Here is a 17292-nt window from a genome sequence, read left to right as displayed (position 1 = left end):
TCAAATCTGACCGCCGGTAAGGTGTACGTCCAAAGGCACGCTGAAATCGCGGCCAGCCGGCGTGGCGCCGGACAGTACCGTATCCGCAAAGCCTTCGACGGCATAAGGCTGTTTCATCAAGGTGGCATGGATGGATTCGGCGGCAATCTTGCCGTCCTCGACCGAGGCAACGGTCAGATCCTGACCGCCGGCCACACAGTCACCGCCCGCCCAGATGCCGGGAACTGACGTGCGCCGTTCTGCATCCACGCTGATGCGTCCGCCCGCCATGCCAATGCCGGAGCCGCGCAGCGGATCGGGTTCAAATTTCTGGCCGATTGCCTTGAAGATCTGGTCGGCCTTAAGTGTCAGATATTCGCCGGTGCCGCAAAGCCTGCCGTCCCTGACGGTGGTATATTCAAAGGTGATGGCGCGCACCATACCATCCGCATTGCGTTCCAGTGCATGAGGCTGCAGGGAATGGCGGATGACCACGCCCTGGATCTGTGCCAGTTCCTGTTCATAAGCACTGGCATTCATGTGTTCCCGGTCACGGCGATAGACGATGGTGACATTCTCCGCACCAAGCTTCTTGGTCTGGATGGCAACGTCAATCGCCGTCATGCCGCCGCCGATCACCACAATGTCGCGACCGACCGGAAGCGAGCTGAGATCCTTTGCCTGACGCAGATTGGCAATGTAATCGACTGCGTCGATCACATTGGGCGCATCCTCGCCGGCAAGGCCGAGATTGTTGACGCCCGGCAACCCCATGGCCAGAAAGACGGCATCATAGCCGCTCTTCAGTGTCTCGATGGAAATATCCTGACCAAGCCGCTGATTGTATTCGATATTGATGCCGCCAATCTGCAGCACGAATTCAAGCTCGCGCTGGGCGAAATTGTTTACGGCCTTGTAGGTCGCAATGCCATATTCATTGAGGCCGCCGCCCTTGGGGCGCGCTTCAAAGATCGTCACCTGATGGCCGTAGGTTGCAAGGCGATGGGCGGCGGAAAGACCGGCCGGGCCTGCCCCCACAATGGCGATATGTTTGCCGGTCGGAGCCGCGCGCCGGAACGGATGCTTGCCTTCCACCATCAGAATATCGGTGGCATAACGCTGCAAATGGCCGATCTTGACCGGTTTTCCTTCGGCGACCTGACGCACGCAGACTTCCTCGCACAAGGTCTCCGTCGGGCAGACGCGCGCGCACATGCCGCCGAGAATGTTTTCGCTTAGGATTGTCTTTGCCGCGCCCTTCGGATTGCCGGTATTGATCTGCCGGATAAACATCGGAATATCGATGCCCGTCGGGCAGGCATTCATGCAGGGCGCATCATGACAGAAATAGCAGCGGTCGGATTCGACCAATGCTTCATGCGGGCTCAGTGGTGGATGCAGGTCATCAAACACATGCTGATAGGCATCGGCGGCAAGCCGTCCGCCGCGAATATCCGGCTCACGAGCGTGAGCATTTGCATCAATGGATGAATTGCCTGCTGATCCCTTCGTGGAAGGTTCCATGGATCGCATCTCCCATTTTGCTAATCAGGAATGCGGGTTCCCTTTGCGCATTCCTTACCGTTTTCCGGGATGCAATCTTGCGTTGCTTCATGCCCGGTTGCATACAGGATGACAGATTTTCACAGAAGGTCAAATTTTTTATCATATGGTCAATTATGGCAGATTGACATAAACAGGGGCGCCCGGAACAACCGGGCGCGCATGATGAGTAAAAAGCATTTGATTATAAGGGCTTATTCCGCAGCTGTCTGTGGCGGCACACCAGGGCGCGCACTCAGTACCAGACTGCAGCCGGTAATGATCACGGCAGCACCGATCAGTTGCAGCACGGACAATGGCTCGTGGAGATAGAGCGCCCCGACCAGCACGGCAATGACGGTGACGACGAATTCGACACTGACGGCCTTGGTCGGGCCGATGCTGGCGACAAGCCGGAAATAGATGAGATAGGTCAGCGCGCTCATCAGACAGGCTGCGGTGAACAGATAAAGAAAATCGGCCGGGGCGGGGATGCCCGGAACCGGCACGACGATCAGGAGCGGCAGGCACAGAATGCCGCCCAGCAGGAAAGAGCCGATGGTCATTTCCCACGAGCCGATGCCTTTGAAATTGCGGCTGGCATAATTGCTGCCATAGGCAGAGGCGATGCAGGCAATGATGGCGGCAATGCAGCCCAGAATGAAGCTTTGTGTGATTTCCTGTGCCGGGAAGCCGACCAGCACGATCATGCCGAAAAAGCCGAGCAGCAGGCCGGTGAGTCCGCGCAAGGTAATACGCTCCAGCCCCCAGAGCTGGCTGATGACCATGGAAAACAGCGGGATCGAGGCAACGCAGATGGCCGACATCGCCGTGCCAATGCGCGGGATGGCATAGGACAGGCCGATGAGTTGCAGCGTGACGGTTGAAAGCCCAAGCACGGCAAAGCGTGACCAGCCGATCCGGAAGCTTAATGTGCGCCCCGACAGGCGCGCAATGGCAAAGAGCGTTGCCGATGCAATCAGGGCGCGGAAAGCGACAGCCCCGACCCAGCCAAAGCCCCTGACCACATGCAGGGTCACCAGAAAGGACAGCCCCCAGGCAATTGCGAGGAAAATATAGGATGCAATATCTTTGGGTTTCATGAGTGGGCTTTCAGGCGGGTGTTCCGGCGTTTTCGGAGCGATTGCGTTGACCAAGGCGCAAACGCTTCATCTTGTTGTTCTTGCATCATATTGACCAGAATGTTTTCAGGCTGGACGATGCGCCAGTGATATAGCTGAAATCAACCGGCTTTGGCAGCAGCCTTTGCGGCAGATTGTGCAATATTTGCGAAGAATTTATCGGCAATTTTGCGCGCCACTTTTCCAAGCAGCTTTGTGCCGAGTTGCGCGATCCTTCCGCCCGCATCACCGCGGATTTCGTAAGAAAGAATGGTATATTCCCCGTCTTCCGTCAGGTGTACATCAGTCACCCCATGCGCGAAACCGGCAATCGAGCCTTCGCCGCGCCCGGAAATGGTATAGGATTGCGGCTCGACCATGTTGCTGAGTTCCAGCATGCCATGAAAGCGCACGGTCATTATGCCGAGATTGACCTTCAGCCCGGCACGAATCTCATGCTCTGAAATGCGTTCCAGATCCTCGCAGCCGGGGATGCATTCCTTCAGCGTTTCTATATTGTTCAATACGTCCCAGACCGCCTGACGCGGGGCTGCAATCCGTTCTTCTCCGGCAAGGTCCATGAATCACTCCAAAAGGGTCGCCATATTGCAATTTATATGGTGTATAGAACAAATGAATGATTTGAAATGTGATGGCATTGGTTTGCCTTGAATCGCGTTTTGACGGTAATGATATCCGCATTTAAATCGATTTACAGGAGGGCATCATGGCGAGAGACGCGGCAAAGCTGGATCAGGTGGTTGCAAGGCTGAAGGCGCATTGGCTGCATGGCGCGCCAGATGACATGCGCATGGCCTTTGCCGCAGATCCTGGCCGATTCGCGCGTTATTCGCTGACGCTTGATGACCTGCTGTTCGACTGGTCGAAATGCCGGGTCAATGACGAAACCATGACGCTGCTTTTCGAGGCAGCGAAGGCTGCCGATGTCGAAGGTTGCCGCGCGGCGATGTTTGCGGGCGAACATATCAACAATACGGAAGGCCGTGCGGTTCTGCATGTTGCCTTGCGCGATGCGACGTCGGAAAAAATCCTGGTCGATGGCCATGATGTCTTGCCGGATGTGAAGCAGGTTCTGGCGCGCATGGCGGATTTTGCCGAAGGCATCCGTTCCGGCAGCATCAAGGGCGCAACGGGCGAAAAGATCACCGACATTGTCAATATCGGTATTGGCGGCTCGGATCTGGGACCAGTCATGGCGACGCTGGCGCTATCGCCCTATCATGACGGGCCGCGCGCGCATTTTGTCTCCAATATTGATGGCTCCCATATTGCCGACACGCTTGGCGCGCTTGATCCGGCCAGAACGCTGATCATTGTCGCGTCGAAAACCTTCACCACCATCGAAACCATGACCAATGCCGCCACGGCGCGCAAATGGGTGGCGGATCGTCTGGGCGAGGCGGCGGTCGCGCATCATTTTGCCGCTGTCTCGACGGCGCTTGATAAGGTTGCGGCCTTTGGCATCGATGCAGGGCGCGTCTTTGGTTTCTGGGATTGGGTTGGCGGACGCTATTCCGTCTGGTCGGCCATAGGTCTGCCGGTGATGATTGCCATTGGCGCAGACAATTTCCGCAAATTCCTTGCCGGTGCGCATGCCATGGACAGGCATTTCCGCGATGCGCCGCTTGAGAAGAACATGCCGGTCATTCTGGGGCTCATCGGCTACTGGCACCGTGCCATCTGCGGCTATGGCAGCCGGGCGATCATTCCTTATGACCAGCGTCTTGCCCGTCTGCCTGCCTATCTGCAGCAGCTTGACATGGAATCCAACGGCAAGAGTGTGACGGTGGATGGCAAGCCTGTCTCGGGTCCAACCGGCCCGGTTGTCTGGGGCGAGCCCGGCACCAATGGTCAGCATGCCTTCTTCCAGCTCCTGCATCAGGGCACGGATACGATCCCGCTGGAATTCATCGTCGCAGCCAGGGGACATGAAAAGGATCTTGATCACCAGCATGAAATGCTGCTTGCCAATTGTCTTGCCCAGTCGGAAGCCTTGATGAAGGGTCGCACGCTGGATGAGGCCCGCGCACAGCTGCGCGCGCGAAACCTGCCAGAGGCAGAGGTTGAACGCATCGCTCCGCATCGCGTCTTCTCCGGCAATCGCCCGTCGCTGACGCTGGTCCATGATCTGCTTGATCCTTACACGCTTGGCCGCCTGATTGCGCTTTATGAGCACCGCGTCTTTGTCGAGGCACAGCTCTTTGGCATCAATGCCTTTGATCAATGGGGCGTGGAACTTGGCAAGGAACTGGCGACGGAATTGCTGCCGGTGGTTGCGGGCAAAGAGAAGGCCGATGGCCGCGACGCTTCCACGCAAGGTCTTGTCGCGCATTTACATGCGCGGCGCAAAGCTTAGCTATACTCCTGATACAGCCGGATTGCAGGCTTATGCAAATTCAGAACTGGAACGAAGAATGAAAACCGAAATGATCAAGTTTGCCGGTGATGTGCCGGGCAATGCCATTGAACTGCGCGTCCTGCGTTTTGAGGGCAGCGATAAATCCGCAACCTCGGCCTATCTACAATCCTCGCTGCATGGTGGCGAATTGCCGGGGCAGGCAGCGCTGCATTTTCTGGTTCCGATGCTGAAAAAGGCCGAAGCCGAGGGCCGCATTCTCGGCAACATCACCATTGTGCCGCAGGCCAACCCGATCGGCTCGAATCAGTGGCAGGCCTATCAGCATATGGGCCGGTTTGAATTCCATACGCAGGTCAACTTCAACCGCGCCTTCCCGCTGCTGCCGGATTTTGACACGTCGTCTCTGCCGGGTCCGGATGCGCCGGTGGCGCTGGCCCAACGCCTGAAGGCTGCGCTTCTGCGTCTGGCTCTGCCACATGACATCGTGCTTGACCTGCACTGCGACGATGAAAGCGAAAGCTATGTCTATATTGCCGACGAATTCGTCGAGGACATGAAGGATCTCGCCATCGCGCTCAATTCGACCGCCATTCTTGCCTGGGACACCACGGCAGATGCGGCTTTTGAGGAGGCCTGCGCCCATCCGGTGCTGCAGATGCCGCAATCCGAGCGCAACATGAAGCGCCGCGCCGTCACCACGGTCGAATTCCGCGGCCTGACCGATGTCTATGCCGATATGGGCAAGGGTGATGCCGAAGGGTTGTACAGGTTCCTCGTCCATCGCGGCGTCATTCGTGACGAAAGCGTCAAGCTCGATACGGAATTCAAGGGTCTTGTCACGCCGCTCAGCCATGTCGAAATGATCCGCGCGCCGGAAGGCGGCATGGTGCTCTACCATGTCGAACCGGGCGATGTGGTTGAGGAGGGCGCAAAGCTTGTCACCGTCGTCACCACACCGGGCGAACCGGAAGGCGATATCACGCTGACAGCCCCACAGGCTGGCCGCATTCTCACCCGCCGTTCGCTGCGTTATGTGCGTCGCGGCGATGATTTGCTGAAGCTTCTGGGTGCCAAGCCATCGGCGGTGGAAAAACGTCCGGGAACGCTTGAGGCATGATGCAGGCCTTGCCGCCAGAGCGCCTAAAGGCGATCCGTGCCGTCGTTTTTGACAAGGACGGCACGTTGATCGACTTTGACCGGACATGGTTTTCCGTGTCCTGGACATTGGCCAAGCGCTCGGCGGATGGCGATGAGGATCATGCCCGCTTGCTGCTGGATCTCGGCGGCTATGACTGGAATGCGCAGCGTTTTCGCGCCAATTCGGTCATTGCCGCCGGCACGGTCGAGGATATTGTCTCGCTTTGGCATCCAGATCTCGGCGAGGCGGGCATGCGGGTGCTGGTTGATGATTTCAACCAGTTTGCCGCCGAAGAAGGCGCACGCTCGGCAGTTGCCATAGAGGGCCTGCATGAAACGCTGGTCGCGCTGCGGGCAATGGGCTATCGGCTGGGCATTGCTACCAATGATTCTGAAGCGGGCGCCCATGCCGCAGCCAGGGCGCTCGATATTGACAGCCTGTTTGATCTGGTTATCGGCTATGATACGGCAGCTCGTCCCAAGCCGCATCCCGAGCCTTTGCTCTATTTTGTCGAGAAACTGGGGCTTGAGCCGCATGAACTGGCGATGGTGGGCGACAATCTGCACGATCTTGAAACTGCTCATGCCGCAGGAGCGGGGCTTGCAATCGGCGTTCTGTCGGGCAACAGCCCACGTGAAATTCTTGAGCCGCATGCCGATATAGTCCTGGAATCGATTGCCGAATTGCCGCGCCTGTTGGCACGTTAGCATTGCACATGTTTTAGTGATCACTGAATTGTAATGAAGCCGGGGCCGGGTTCGACCTATTCCGTGCCATTCTGACGCACGCATCGTTCAGCGGTCAGGACGGTGCCCTCCGAATGACACCAACAGAGGTTCGAATCCTCTTGAATGCGCCGGATTTTCTTCCAATCTCCCATCCGTTTGACGACAGAACCGGCCTTGCATGAGCAGCCGCAGGCGGGATTGTGATTGCTCACGGATGAAGCGGCGACCGTTCTCAGGCCGCCTTCTGCTCCTGTTGGGGCAGACGTCCGTCGAGAAGCCATTCCGTCATTTCGGGCCATAACGTTGCGGCAAAGCGCGAGCGGAAATAGCCGAGATGACCGATCGGCTGATTGCCGACCATTGCCGGTGAATACCAGCGTTCCGTGACGGGGGCATTGATGTGGTGGTTTAAGAAATGCCGTATGGTCTCAGGCGTGCCCCACGGATCATCCTCCAGCCCGACCGCCAGAATGGGGGTGGTGATTTCCGCCACCCGCTCTGTGGCATTCAGATGGGGGTCATCGAAAAAGAACTCTTTCATCCGGCACCAGCGCGCCCAGTCGCGAAACACGGAACTGGGAATTGGTTCGCCGCCAACCCAGCGCGGCATGGTGCGGGTGAAAAAGGAGATTGGCACGCCGACAAGGTTCATGCGCGGCCAGGCCAGCCGGTCACGCATCAGGCGCGTAATGCCGGACATGCTCGCCACCATGCCATATCGTGCAAACTGGTTGGCAACGCCCGATATGGCAAAGGCATGGCCGCCGAAGGACTGGCCAATGCCGACGACTTCCCGGTCGGGCGCAACGGATTTGAGAAAGGCAAGGGCGGCAGGAAAATCCTTGAGCGCCCAGTCCGTATAGCGGATGGAGCGGCGTGGCTGTTTCCGCGGTCTTGATTGGGCCACGCCGCGATAATCGTAGGTCAGCACGGCGCTTGCGCCATGGGCAATCAGATGTTCGGCAAAGGCGGCATAAAAGCCTTGCGGCACTGCCGTGGCCGAGGAGATCAGTACCAGCGCTTTTGTACCGCTTCCCTCAAAAAGTTGACCAGACAAGCTGAATCCATCCGCAGTTTCAATTGCAATGGATCGTGCCATATGCAGTCACCCGCCAGTTGATTGCCCTATGAACGCAATTCGCGCCGCAGGATCTTGCCAACATTGCTCTTGGGCAGCGCATCGCGGAATTCGATCTCACGCGGGCGCTTGTAATTGGTAAGCCGCTCTGCACAGAAGGATTTGACATCCTCCTCCGTCAGGTTGGGATCGCGCCGCACGACAAAGAGTTTCACCACTTCGCCCGAATGCTCGTTCGGAATGCCGATGGCTGCCGATTCAAGAATGCCGGGATGCTGGGCGGCAACCTCCTCAATCTCGTTTGGATAGACATTGAAACCGGAGACGAGGATCATGTCCTTCTTGCGGTCGACAATCTTGGTAAAGCCGCGCGCGTCCATGATGCCGATATCGCCGGTGCGGAAATAGCCGTCCGGCATGATGGCGGAGGCGGTTTCTTCTGGCCGGTTCCAGTAGCCGCGCATGACCTGTGGCCCGCGTACGCAGATTTCACCCGTCTCGCCAATGGCAACATCATTGCCATCATCATCACGGATCCTGATGGAGGTCGATGGCAGCGGCAGGCCGATCGTGCCGGTAAACTCGGCGGCATCAAGCGCATTGGCTGAAACCACGGGCGAGGTTTCCGACAGGCCATAGCCTTCGGTGATGTGGCAATTGGTGACCTGTTTCCAGCGTTCGGCAACCGGCCGCTGTACCGCCATGCCGCCGCCAAGGGTCAGGATCAGCGGCTTGAAATCGGCCGTGGCAAATTCCGCATCATTGGCCAGCGCATTGAACAGCGTGTTGATGCCGGGGAATATGTGTATCGGATATTTCTTATATTCCTTGACCAGGGCTGGAATATCGCGCGGATTGGGGATGAGGATATTGCGTCCGCCCTGGCGGATACCGATCATCGCATTCACCGTGAGTGCAAAGATGTGATAAAGCGGCAGGGCGCAGAGGAGATTGAGATCCTTGGGCTTCCCCTTGGCGCGATAGCCAACCTCAAGCCACAGATCCATCTGTCGCACATTGGCAAGAATATTGCGGTGTGTCAGCATTGCGCCCTTGGAAATGCCGGTTGTGCCGCCAGTATATTGCAGGAAGGCGAGGTCTTCGCTCACAACCGGTACCGGGTTGAATGATTTTGCCCGTCCCTGGCGCAATGCGTCCCTGAAGCGGACATGGCCCGGAATATTCCACTTCGGCACCAGCTTTTTCACATGGCGCACGACGAAATTGATGATGTGGCCCTTCAGCCCATGCATGTCGCCCATGGAGGCGACGATGATATTCTGCACGTGGATCGAGGGGAGGGCCCTTTCCACGGTCGAGGCAAAATTTTCCATGACAATCAGTGCCTTGGCACCGGAATCATTGAGCTGGTGCTCAAGCTCGCGTGGCGTGTAAAGCGGGTTTACATTGACCACGACGAAGCCTGCGCGCAGGATTGCGGTAAAGGCAATCGGATATTGCAGCACATTGGGCATCATGATGGCGACGCGGTCACCCTTGACCAGACCGCATGATTGCAGAAAGGCGGCCAGGGCGCGCGAATGATCATCCAGTTCCTTGTAGGTTAAGTCCTGCCCCATGCAGCTGAAGGCGGGCTTGTTGGAAAACTGGCGCGCCGAATTGATGATCATGTCACCAACGGACGTTATTCCTTCCAGGTCAATTTCATACGGAACGCCCGCTGGATAGCTCGATAACCACGGCATGTCGCCATTTGCGTTTGCATTGTCCTCCCTGCGCGCAGTCACGGTTTTGGCTGCGCTTTGCCCTTTCACGCCTTTTGCCATGTCCTCTCCCCGGAGATATGCTCCGTTATTCCTGTGCGACACTCCTCCGTCGCTATGCTCCTGCCCATCTGGCGATGGTCTCCGCAATTCAATGTGGTCGAGATTTTCAAATGACGCAAGAGTTACATTAACGTAAGCGTAAATTATTTGGGTGTATCAGCAATGGTTGACAGGATAAAATCCATACAACCAGCAGTCGATGGTGGTCTCGACATATTTGGGATTGATGCAGACCGGGAAGCAGGTCGATATTTAGCGATGCCTAAAAGATAGAATCAGGGCCGAGATCGCCTTGCTGCCATAGGTGACCAGATCGAAACTTTTGTCACTGCGCAGCCAATCGCTCAACAGTCCGCCAAAGACTGCCAACAGGATGGGTGCGGCTGTTTGTGCTGTCCACTCACGTGACAGTTCATTGCGGCGCTCGGCAACCTCAAGGAGTGCGGTGAAGAGAGACAGGACATTGGCGCGCGCATCCTGAAGCCGCGCAATGATGGGCGCCATTTCACCCACATATTCGCAGCGCTGGTTGATGATGGTGAAAACGATCTGCTGTCGCTCATTGGCAATGAAAGAATTGAGAGCATGGATCAGCGAAGTTTCCAGGACATTCAGCGTATTGGGCTGGTTGCACGCCGCCGCCTGCAACATGATTTCTTCCTGCGGAAAACACGCCTGTCCCAGAATGGCCTGGAAGATATCGAGCTTGTCCTTGAAATGGAAATAGACAGCGCCACGGGTAACACCAGCCCGCCTGGCAATTTCCTGAATCGACGTCTGATTGACGCCGCGCTCCAGAAACATCTGTTCTGCGGCGATGATGATGGCCTCTCTCGTTTCGGCGGCTTCAGCTTTGGTTCTGCGCATTTCAAGCTCATCGATGGTCAGGCCGAAGCCTGGATGTATGCATGTGATCAAAATACCCAAGAATCAGCGGGTAAATCCTTTGTGATTTTTTGAATTTCAATTGACTTATGCATGGCTTATCGTGTTTACAAACACCTCTGTATGTTTAATTGACGGCACCGGGCTTTAGCAAGGCAAATTTCTCATGACCATTAGGCGTTCCATTCGGTTGTTTGCGGCGGGAGCCGCATTTCTCATTTTTGCAGGACAGATTGCTCATGCGCAGGCACCGGGCGGTGCAGGCGCACCGCCCCCGCAGGTGACTGTGGTTGAAATTGTGCCGCAGGATGTGCCTGTCACTTATGAATATGCCGCACGTGTCAGCGCCTATCGCGATGTTCAGGTGCGCGCACGTGTTGGTGGCATTTTGTTGCACCGCAATTTCGTTGAAGGCAGCGAGGTCAAGGCGGGCGACGTGCTGTTCGAAATCGATCCGGCGCTTTACGAGGCTGAACTGGCCCGCGCACAGGCGCAGGTTGCCCAGGCAGAGGCACAATATCAGCAGTCGATCCGCGATGCGGAACGTGCAGAACAGCTCGTGCAGCAGAAAGTGCAGAGTGCTGCCGTGCGCGATACTGCCTTTGCAACGCGCGATCTGAACAAGGCTGCCGTTGCTGCTGCCAAGGCTCAGCTTCGCTCTGCCCAGCTTAATCTTGGCTATACCAAGGTAACGGCGCCGATCAGCGGCATCACCAGTCAGGAACAGGTTCCGGAAGGAAGCCTCATCGGTACTGATGCTGCATCAAGCCTCTTGACGTCGATCACCCAGCTTGATCCGGTTTATGTGAACTTCTCCTTCACCGACAAGGAAGCGGCCGAAATCAACCGCCTGCGCGCGGAACGTGGTGCGACCGGCGAGGATGCCGACAGCCTGAAGATCCGCATCCTGTTTGGCGATGGCACGGCCTATGACCACACGGGTGTCATCGACTTCACCTCGTCATCGCTGGATGCGGAAACCGGAACGCTTGGTGCACGTGCCATCGTGCCAAATCCGGATCGCCGTCTGATTCCGGGCCAGTTCGTGCGTGCGGAAATTCTCGGCATGGATATCAAGGATGCCATCACGATTCCAAAGGCAGCCCTGTTGCAGGGACCACAGGCGCAGCTCGTCTATGTCGTCAACAAGGACAATATCGTAGAGGCGCGTCCTGTCACGATTGAACGGGAACTGGCTGATTCATGGTTGGTTTCAAAGGGGCTTAATCCTGGTGATCATGTCATTACCCAGGGCGTCATCAAGGCTGCACCCGGCAGGCCGGTACAGCCGGTTGAGGCAGACGCCTTCGCAAGGCCGGCTGAACCAGCCGCAGATGTGAAGGCGGCTGAAGTCAAGGAAGAGACGGTAGGCAAATAATGAACAGGTTCTTTGTCGACCGTCCGGTCTTTGCGACGGTCATCTCAATCATTCTGGTTCTTGCCGGGCTGGTCTGCATTCGCATTCTGCCCGTCGCGCAATATCCTGAACTGACACCGCCGCAGGTGGTGGTCAGTGCCACCTATCCGGGTGCCAGTGCCGAAACGGTTGCCCAGACTGTTGCTGCGCCGCTGGAACAGCAGATCAACGGCGTCGAGAACATGCTCTACATGCAGTCATCGAGCCTTGGCAGCGGCACGATGCAGCTCACCATCACCTTTGCGCTTGGTACCGACCCCGATCAGGCCACGATTAACGTCAATAACCGCGTGCAGCGTGCAACTCCCACCCTGCCACAGGAAGTGCAGCGCCTTGGCGTGACGGTGGACAAGCGTTCTACCACCATTCTTGGCATGGTGGCCATGTTCTCCGAAGGTGGACGCTATGACCGCACCTATGTCGGCAACTATGCACTGCTCAACGTTGTTGACGATCTGAAACGCCTGCCGGGTGTCGGTGACGTGCAGCTTCTCGGCAATATCGATTATTCCATGCGCATCTGGCTGCGCCCAGACAAGCTGGCACAGTTTGGCCTGACGCCAAGTGACGTACGCGATGCCATCCAGGAACAGAATGCGCAGTTTGCCGCTGGCCGCTTCGGCGATCAGCCGGACAGCGAAGCTGGCCCGTTCACCTATACGGCCACCACGCAGGGCCGTCTGCCGAATGCGGAAGCCTTTGAAAACATCATTCTGCGGTCAACGCCGAATGCCGCCATGTTGCGTCTGAAGGATGTAGCGCGCGTTGAAATCGGCACCAAGAGCTATCTGGTTGACAGTAAGCTTGATGGCACGCCAGCTGTTCCGATCGCCATCTATCTTCAGCCGGGCGCCAATGCGCTCAACACGATGGATCTGGTCAAGGCGCGCATGGCCGAGCTGAAGCAGAGCTTCCCGGAAGGCATCAATTACTCCATTCCGTTCGATACGACCAAGTTCATCAAGGTCTCGATCGAGGAAGTGATCCATACCTTCATCGAAGCCATCATTCTGGTGGTTCTGGTGGTGTTTGTCTTCCTGCAAAGCTGGCGTGCAACGCTGATCCCGGTCATTGCCGTACCGATCTCGATCATCGGTACCTTTGCCGGCATGTATGTGCTGGGCTTTTCGATCAATCTTCTCACCCTGTTCGGTCTGGTGCTTGCCATCGGTATCGTCGTGGACGATGCGATCGTCGTGCTGGAAAATGTCGAACGTATCATGGCGACTGAAAAGCTTTCGCCCCGCAAGGCAGCCATCAAGGCAATGGGCGAAGTGACCGGGCCGGTTATCGCCATTGTTCTCGTGCTCTGTGCCGTGTTCATCCCGGTCGCCTTCATGGGCGGTCTGGTTGGCCAGATGTACAAGCAGTTCGCTGTCACGATCGCGATTTCGGTGACCCTGTCGGGTATTGTCGCCCTGACGCTGACGCCGGCACTCTGCGGTCTGCTTCTGAAGCCGGGACATCATGAGCCGGCCCTGCCGTTCCGTATTTTCAACCGCTATTTTGACCGGTTGACCACTGGCTATACGGTGGGTGTCCTGTTCTTCCTGAAGCGTGCAGGCATTGCGCTGTGCCTGTTTGCGGGTCTTCTGGCCAGCACCTATTTCCTGTTCCAGAAGGTTCCGGGCTCGCTTCTGCCGGATGAGGATCAGGGCTTCGTGTTTGCCGCCGCTGTCCTGCCGCCAGCTGCATCGCTTGATCGCACGACCAAGGTGCTTGATCAGGCAAGTGCGACGATCAAGAGCCATCCGGCGGTGGACAATGTCTTTGCCGTCTCGGGCTTTGACCTCCTGTCGGGCGGCTTGAAGACCAGCGCCGGCACCATGTTCATCATGCTGAAAGACTGGTCGGAGCGCAGGACGCCGGACGTGGATGCGCGTAATCTGCCGGGTACCTTCATGGGCATGAATGCGGGTATTCAGGATGGTCTGATCATCGCCTTCAACCCGCCGCCAATCATGGGGCTGAGCACCACGGGTGGCTTTGAACTCTATGTGCAGGATCGTACCGGCGGTGGCGTCAATGCGCTGACCCAGACAACGAACATGTTTGTCGAGGCTCTGCGCAAGCGACCGGAACTGATGGCGGTGCGAACCACATTCGATCCGAATGTGCCGCAATATGACATTCAGCTCGACCGCGAGAAGGCCAAGGCCATGGGTGTGCCGATCAATTCGGTTTTCACCGCCATGCAGTCGACCTTCGGCAGCCTCTATGTCAACGACTTTACGTTGTTTGGCCGTAACTATCAGGTCAATCTGCAGTCCGAAGCTGAATTTCGCCGCGATCCGGGTGACCTGAAACATGTCTTTGTGCGGGCCAATTCCGGCAGCATGATCCCGCTTGATGCGCTGGTTACGGTCAAGCGTATTGTCGGTCCTGATCAGATTGAACGCTTCAATGCCTTTCTTGCGGCCAAGGTGACTGGCAATCCGGCGCCGGGCTTCACTTCGGGCGAGGCGATCAAGGTCATTCAGGAAGTGGCGCGTGAGGTTCTGCCAGAAGGGTACCAGATTGCCTGGACAGGCTCTGCCTATCAGGAAGTCACCACCAGTGGCACCAGCTCGCAGGCCATGATCTTTGGCATGATCATGGTCTTCCTGATCCTGGCTGCACAATATGAACGCTGGACACTGCCGCTTGCTGTCATCACCGCCGTTCCATTTGCCGTCTTTGGTGCCTTGCTTGCCACCTATCTGCGAGGGCTCACCAACGACGTCTATTTCCAGATCGGTCTGGTGACGCTGATTGGCCTTGCGGCAAAGAACGCCATCCTGATCGTGGAGTTTGCCGTGCTGCAACGTGAGGAAGGCAAAACCGCACTTGCGGCGGCACTGGAAGCAGCACGCCTGCGCTTCCGCCCGATCATCATGACGTCGCTTGCCTTCATCCTTGGTGTTCTGCCACTAGCACTGAGCACGGGTGCGGGTTCTGCCAGCCGCCATTCGATCGGTACCGGCGTTATCGGCGGTATGCTGGCTGCAACCTTCGTGGCAACACTGTTCATTCCGATGTTCTACAGCGTGATTGCACGCAAGGATAAGCCGCGTAGGCGCGAGGATGAGGCGGACAGCGAGCCGGATGCAAATGTTCCGCCTGTCATTGAATCCAATCAGGCCCATTAAAAACAGAGAGCCCGCCATGTGGCGGGCTCTCAGACTGATTGCCCCTCGTTTTGCTGTGGTCAAAACGAGGGTTTTTGTTTCCGGTCAGCACCTGTGGAACCGCGATGTTCCGCGCAATTTGAGGCCATTGGAGCAGTTCCAGGAAAAGTGGGCACCGGTTTTCCATCCGGAACTGCGGAAAACAATATACTGGCGCCATTCAGCGTTTCTGTGAAAGCCTGAATTGTTCTATTGCCTTGGAGCTTCGCCAGCGGCCCGCGATTGATGGCTTCATGTTCGGAAGAGGGCCGTTACTGAAACAGCGAGGCGATGCTGGTGAACAGGGCCCAGCCCAGGAAGGCAGCCGGAACACCAAGTGCGGCCAACATGATGCCAAGCATGACATAGGCGGCTTCATTGTCGGACTTCGTTTTCTGTTCAGGTGCCTTGTGCCAATGCGCGGGTACGCCATCAAACATACTGTATCCTCCTCGTGCGGTGTTTTCGGTTGCAAGCCGAAAAGCATCCCATCTCCCGACAATTGTCTGGCCTGGTCTGGTTGGCCGATATTGCCGTTCTCCCAATGCTGATTATTGATCGATGGCGCTGATCTTCAAGTGAAAATAAAGAATTTACTTGCAATCTATCTTATGTTAGAAGCCATCCAGAAAAATTTATTTCATTGAAAACTTTGTATTATTTTTGAATTTTGTTTTTATTAACGCATTGATTGGAAATATATTTCTTTTGACACAGTAATTACTGTGCCGTCTGAAATTTCAAAATGTTTTGAAATAACTGGGTGCTGTTGTCGTATCATGCGACGAAATGGCGCATATATTGCCGGGGCCTGTGACGTACAGGCTTCCCGCCCGGGGGCTGAATCTTGTTTGATTGACCAATATGGTTCGCCAATATGATCGCACAATGTGATCGCGCTGCGTCAGGCATGGCAGTCAGTAGAAGCTGACTGGAAAGTGGCGCAGGTAAAGCTCGTCCATCACGCCCTTTTTCTCCAGGGCCTGCAAGGCATTGTTGAAGGCGTCTGCCAGTGCTGCATTCCGGTTGTGAACGGCAATGCTCATGCCCTGTCCCAGAAATTGCGGTGCAAGATAGGGGCCATCGGTAAAGGTGCAGCAATTGGCGCCCTCGGGTGTGTCAAGCCAGCTTGCCAGAAAGGCGCCGTCATCAAAAACGGCTGCAAGCTTGCCTCGCATGAGGTCGCCCAGCATGGTTTCCCGGTCAGGATAAAGCGTTGCCGCAGCTTCCGGGAAATAGCTCTTGAGCAAGTGTTCATGTGCAGTGTCCCATACCACACCAATTGCCTTGCCGCGTGTGGCTTCGGATGCGGGCTGGTCGAAGTCTTGGCCAATGCGGGTGACGAAGCGGGCAGGAAAGCGCATATAACTGCGCGAGAAGGTGAATTCCTCACGATTGTCCGGCGTGGGCATCAGGCCGGCAATGATGGCTTCGGCATTGCCGGCGCGCAAATGCTGTTCAAGCTCGTTCCATGGCACGGCCTCAATCTGACAGATCTGGCTGAGATTCAACTGCTCGCACAGCGCCTTGACGAGATCGATATTGTAACCGCTGAGCTGACCTTGCGCGTTCACATGGTTGAATGGCGGAAAATCGACTGTCGTGACAAAGCGCAGGCGTGTGAGTGCCTTCAGCGAAGGAAGCGGCAGCCGCTCGGACTGGTTCATGAAATAGGGTGCTGTCTTTTCCGCCATGGCCGTGCCGACGCACAGACAGAAAGCCATCAGGAAGGCCGTTCGGATCATTGTCTTCAACAGGTTGCGCATGGCGCGAATTTAGCGCGATCTCTTACAGATTCATACGGTTTCCTGAAATACAATTAATACGCGAAATGAAATACTAATATACAACAAAAACAATAAAACAGTGTTGAAAGAATCATAAAATAAGTTACTTTTTTATAAGTATGGTTAATGAATGCATAAGGATTATATTAATGATAGTTAGAGCCCGACTCAACATTTCATTTTTGCGATACGCCTCGTCATTCGCCTGATTGAGGAGATGAGTGGCCTGCCCCTATGATGTGGTCCGGTTTCAATCTTAATGCATGATCGGCTTCTGAGCCATCATCTGGGCAGATGATGGCGC

General features: G+C 56.2%; 13 protein-coding genes and 1 tRNA gene. 6 read left to right on the top strand and 8 right to left on the bottom strand.

Annotated features, from left to right (window positions below; translation table 11 throughout):
* From ACFO1V_RS05140 to ACFO1V_RS05130, 3 genes are all read right to left on the bottom strand, one after another.
* Positions 1–1512: an NAD(P)-dependent oxidoreductase gene (locus ACFO1V_RS05140; RefSeq protein WP_374830247.1), complete on the bottom strand. Its 1512-nt coding sequence runs from the start codon at positions 1510–1512 to the stop codon at positions 1–3.
* 224 nt (positions 1513–1736) lie between these two features.
* The gene (locus ACFO1V_RS05135; protein WP_374830249.1) at positions 1737–2624 is read right to left on the bottom strand and encodes a DMT family transporter; all 888 of its coding nucleotides are present in this window, start codon (positions 2622–2624) and stop codon (positions 1737–1739) included.
* A 140-nt stretch (positions 2625–2764) separates the two neighbouring features.
* Entirely contained in the window at positions 2765–3223 is a 459-nt protein-coding gene (locus ACFO1V_RS05130; RefSeq protein WP_374830251.1) for a CoxG family protein, read from the bottom strand.
* 146 nt (positions 3224–3369) lie between these two features.
* Here ACFO1V_RS05130 and pgi point away from each other — a divergent pair, with 146 nt between their 5' ends.
* The 4 genes from pgi to ACFO1V_RS05110 all read left to right on the top strand — a co-directional run bounded on the left by pgi (position 3370) and on the right by ACFO1V_RS05110 (position 7016).
* Positions 3370–5019, top strand: a complete 1650-nt coding sequence (pgi, locus tag ACFO1V_RS05125; RefSeq protein WP_374830253.1) for a glucose-6-phosphate isomerase — start codon at positions 3370–3372, stop codon at positions 5017–5019.
* A gap of 58 nt (positions 5020–5077) precedes the next feature.
* On the top strand, positions 5078–6139 hold the full coding sequence (locus ACFO1V_RS05120; protein WP_374830255.1) for a succinylglutamate desuccinylase/aspartoacylase domain-containing protein: 1062 nt from the start codon (positions 5078–5080) through the stop codon (positions 6137–6139).
* Positions 6136–6867 carry an HAD family hydrolase gene (locus tag ACFO1V_RS05115; protein WP_374830257.1) on the top strand — a complete coding sequence of 244 codons (732 nt, stop codon included), beginning with the start codon at positions 6136–6138 and terminating at the stop codon, positions 6865–6867. The genes ACFO1V_RS05120 and ACFO1V_RS05115 overlap by 4 nt, the downstream gene beginning before the upstream one ends.
* 81 nt (positions 6868–6948) lie before the next feature.
* Positions 6949–7016 (top strand) — tRNA-Arg (locus ACFO1V_RS05110).
* A 104-nt stretch (positions 7017–7120) separates the two neighbouring features.
* Here ACFO1V_RS05110 and ACFO1V_RS05105 read toward each other — a convergent pair.
* From ACFO1V_RS05105 to ACFO1V_RS05095, 3 genes are all read right to left on the bottom strand, one after another.
* Positions 7121–7987: an alpha/beta hydrolase family protein gene (locus ACFO1V_RS05105; RefSeq protein WP_374830259.1), complete on the bottom strand. Its 867-nt coding sequence runs from the start codon at positions 7985–7987 to the stop codon at positions 7121–7123.
* A 26-nt stretch (positions 7988–8013) separates the two neighbouring features.
* On the bottom strand, positions 8014–9753 hold the full coding sequence (locus tag ACFO1V_RS05100) for a long-chain-fatty-acid--CoA ligase (RefSeq protein WP_374830261.1): 1740 nt from the start codon (positions 9751–9753) through the stop codon (positions 8014–8016).
* 252 nt (positions 9754–10005) lie between these two features.
* Positions 10006–10620, bottom strand: a complete 615-nt coding sequence (locus tag ACFO1V_RS05095; protein WP_374830264.1) for a TetR family transcriptional regulator — start codon at positions 10618–10620, stop codon at positions 10006–10008.
* A gap of 184 nt (positions 10621–10804) precedes the next feature.
* Here ACFO1V_RS05095 and ACFO1V_RS05090 point away from each other — a divergent pair, with 184 nt between their 5' ends.
* Positions 10805–12016 (top strand): efflux RND transporter periplasmic adaptor subunit, encoded by a 1212-nt coding sequence (locus tag ACFO1V_RS05090; RefSeq protein ID WP_374830266.1) that lies wholly within the window; start codon positions 10805–10807, stop codon positions 12014–12016.
* Complete coding sequence (locus tag ACFO1V_RS05085) at positions 12016–15183, top strand: efflux RND transporter permease subunit (protein WP_374830268.1); 3168 nt, start codon at positions 12016–12018, stop codon at positions 15181–15183. The genes ACFO1V_RS05090 and ACFO1V_RS05085 overlap by 1 nt, the downstream gene beginning before the upstream one ends.
* A 290-nt stretch (positions 15184–15473) precedes the next feature.
* Here ACFO1V_RS05085 and ACFO1V_RS05080 read toward each other — a convergent pair whose 3' ends face one another.
* A complete protein-coding gene (locus ACFO1V_RS05080) occupies positions 15474–15641 on the bottom strand; it encodes a hypothetical protein (protein WP_374830270.1) in 168 nt (55 codons plus the stop codon).
* A 477-nt stretch (positions 15642–16118) separates the two neighbouring features.
* On the bottom strand, positions 16119–16925 hold the full coding sequence (locus ACFO1V_RS05075) for a transporter substrate-binding domain-containing protein (RefSeq protein WP_374830272.1): 807 nt from the start codon (positions 16923–16925) through the stop codon (positions 16119–16121).
* Between the last annotated feature and the right edge of the window lie 367 nt (positions 16926–17292).

Origin of the sequence: Daeguia caeni (assembly GCF_042653845.1) — a bacterium.
Classification (GTDB): Bacteria; Pseudomonadota; Alphaproteobacteria; order Rhizobiales; family Rhizobiaceae; genus Brucella; species Brucella caeni.
Note: the sequence above shows the minus strand (reverse complement) of the source record. Positions and strands in the feature narration are given on the sequence as shown.

Excerpts from the sequence above, each read along its gene's own strand:
- pgi (WP_374830253.1), top strand. The coding sequence starts at position 3,370 with ATGGCGAGAGACGCGGCAAAGCTGGATCAGGTGGTTGCAAGGCTGAAG.
- ACFO1V_RS05085 (WP_374830268.1), top strand. The coding sequence starts at position 12,016 with ATGAACAGGTTCTTTGTCGACCGTCCGGTCTTTGCGACGGTCATCTCA.
- ACFO1V_RS05130 (WP_374830251.1), bottom strand. The coding sequence starts at position 3,223 with ATGGACCTTGCCGGAGAAGAACGGATTGCAGCCCCGCGTCAGGCGGTC.
- ACFO1V_RS05090 (WP_374830266.1), top strand. The coding sequence starts at position 10,805 with ATGACCATTAGGCGTTCCATTCGGTTGTTTGCGGCGGGAGCCGCATTT.
- ACFO1V_RS05080 (WP_374830270.1), bottom strand. The coding sequence starts at position 15,641 with ATGTTTGATGGCGTACCCGCGCATTGGCACAAGGCACCTGAACAGAAA.
- ACFO1V_RS05135 (WP_374830249.1), bottom strand. The coding sequence starts at position 2,624 with ATGAAACCCAAAGATATTGCATCCTATATTTTCCTCGCAATTGCCTGG.
- ACFO1V_RS05115 (WP_374830257.1), top strand. The coding sequence starts at position 6,136 with ATGATGCAGGCCTTGCCGCCAGAGCGCCTAAAGGCGATCCGTGCCGTC.
- ACFO1V_RS05075 (WP_374830272.1), bottom strand. The coding sequence starts at position 16,925 with ATGGCTTTCTGTCTGTGCGTCGGCACGGCCATGGCGGAAAAGACAGCA.
- ACFO1V_RS05120 (WP_374830255.1), top strand. The coding sequence starts at position 5,078 with ATGAAAACCGAAATGATCAAGTTTGCCGGTGATGTGCCGGGCAATGCC.
- ACFO1V_RS05140 (WP_374830247.1), bottom strand. The coding sequence starts at position 1,512 with ATGCGATCCATGGAACCTTCCACGAAGGGATCAGCAGGCAATTCATCC.
- ACFO1V_RS05095 (WP_374830264.1), bottom strand. The coding sequence starts at position 10,620 with ATGCGCAGAACCAAAGCTGAAGCCGCCGAAACGAGAGAGGCCATCATC.
- ACFO1V_RS05100 (WP_374830261.1), bottom strand. The coding sequence starts at position 9,753 with ATGGCAAAAGGCGTGAAAGGGCAAAGCGCAGCCAAAACCGTGACTGCG.
- ACFO1V_RS05105 (WP_374830259.1), bottom strand. The coding sequence starts at position 7,987 with ATGGCACGATCCATTGCAATTGAAACTGCGGATGGATTCAGCTTGTCT.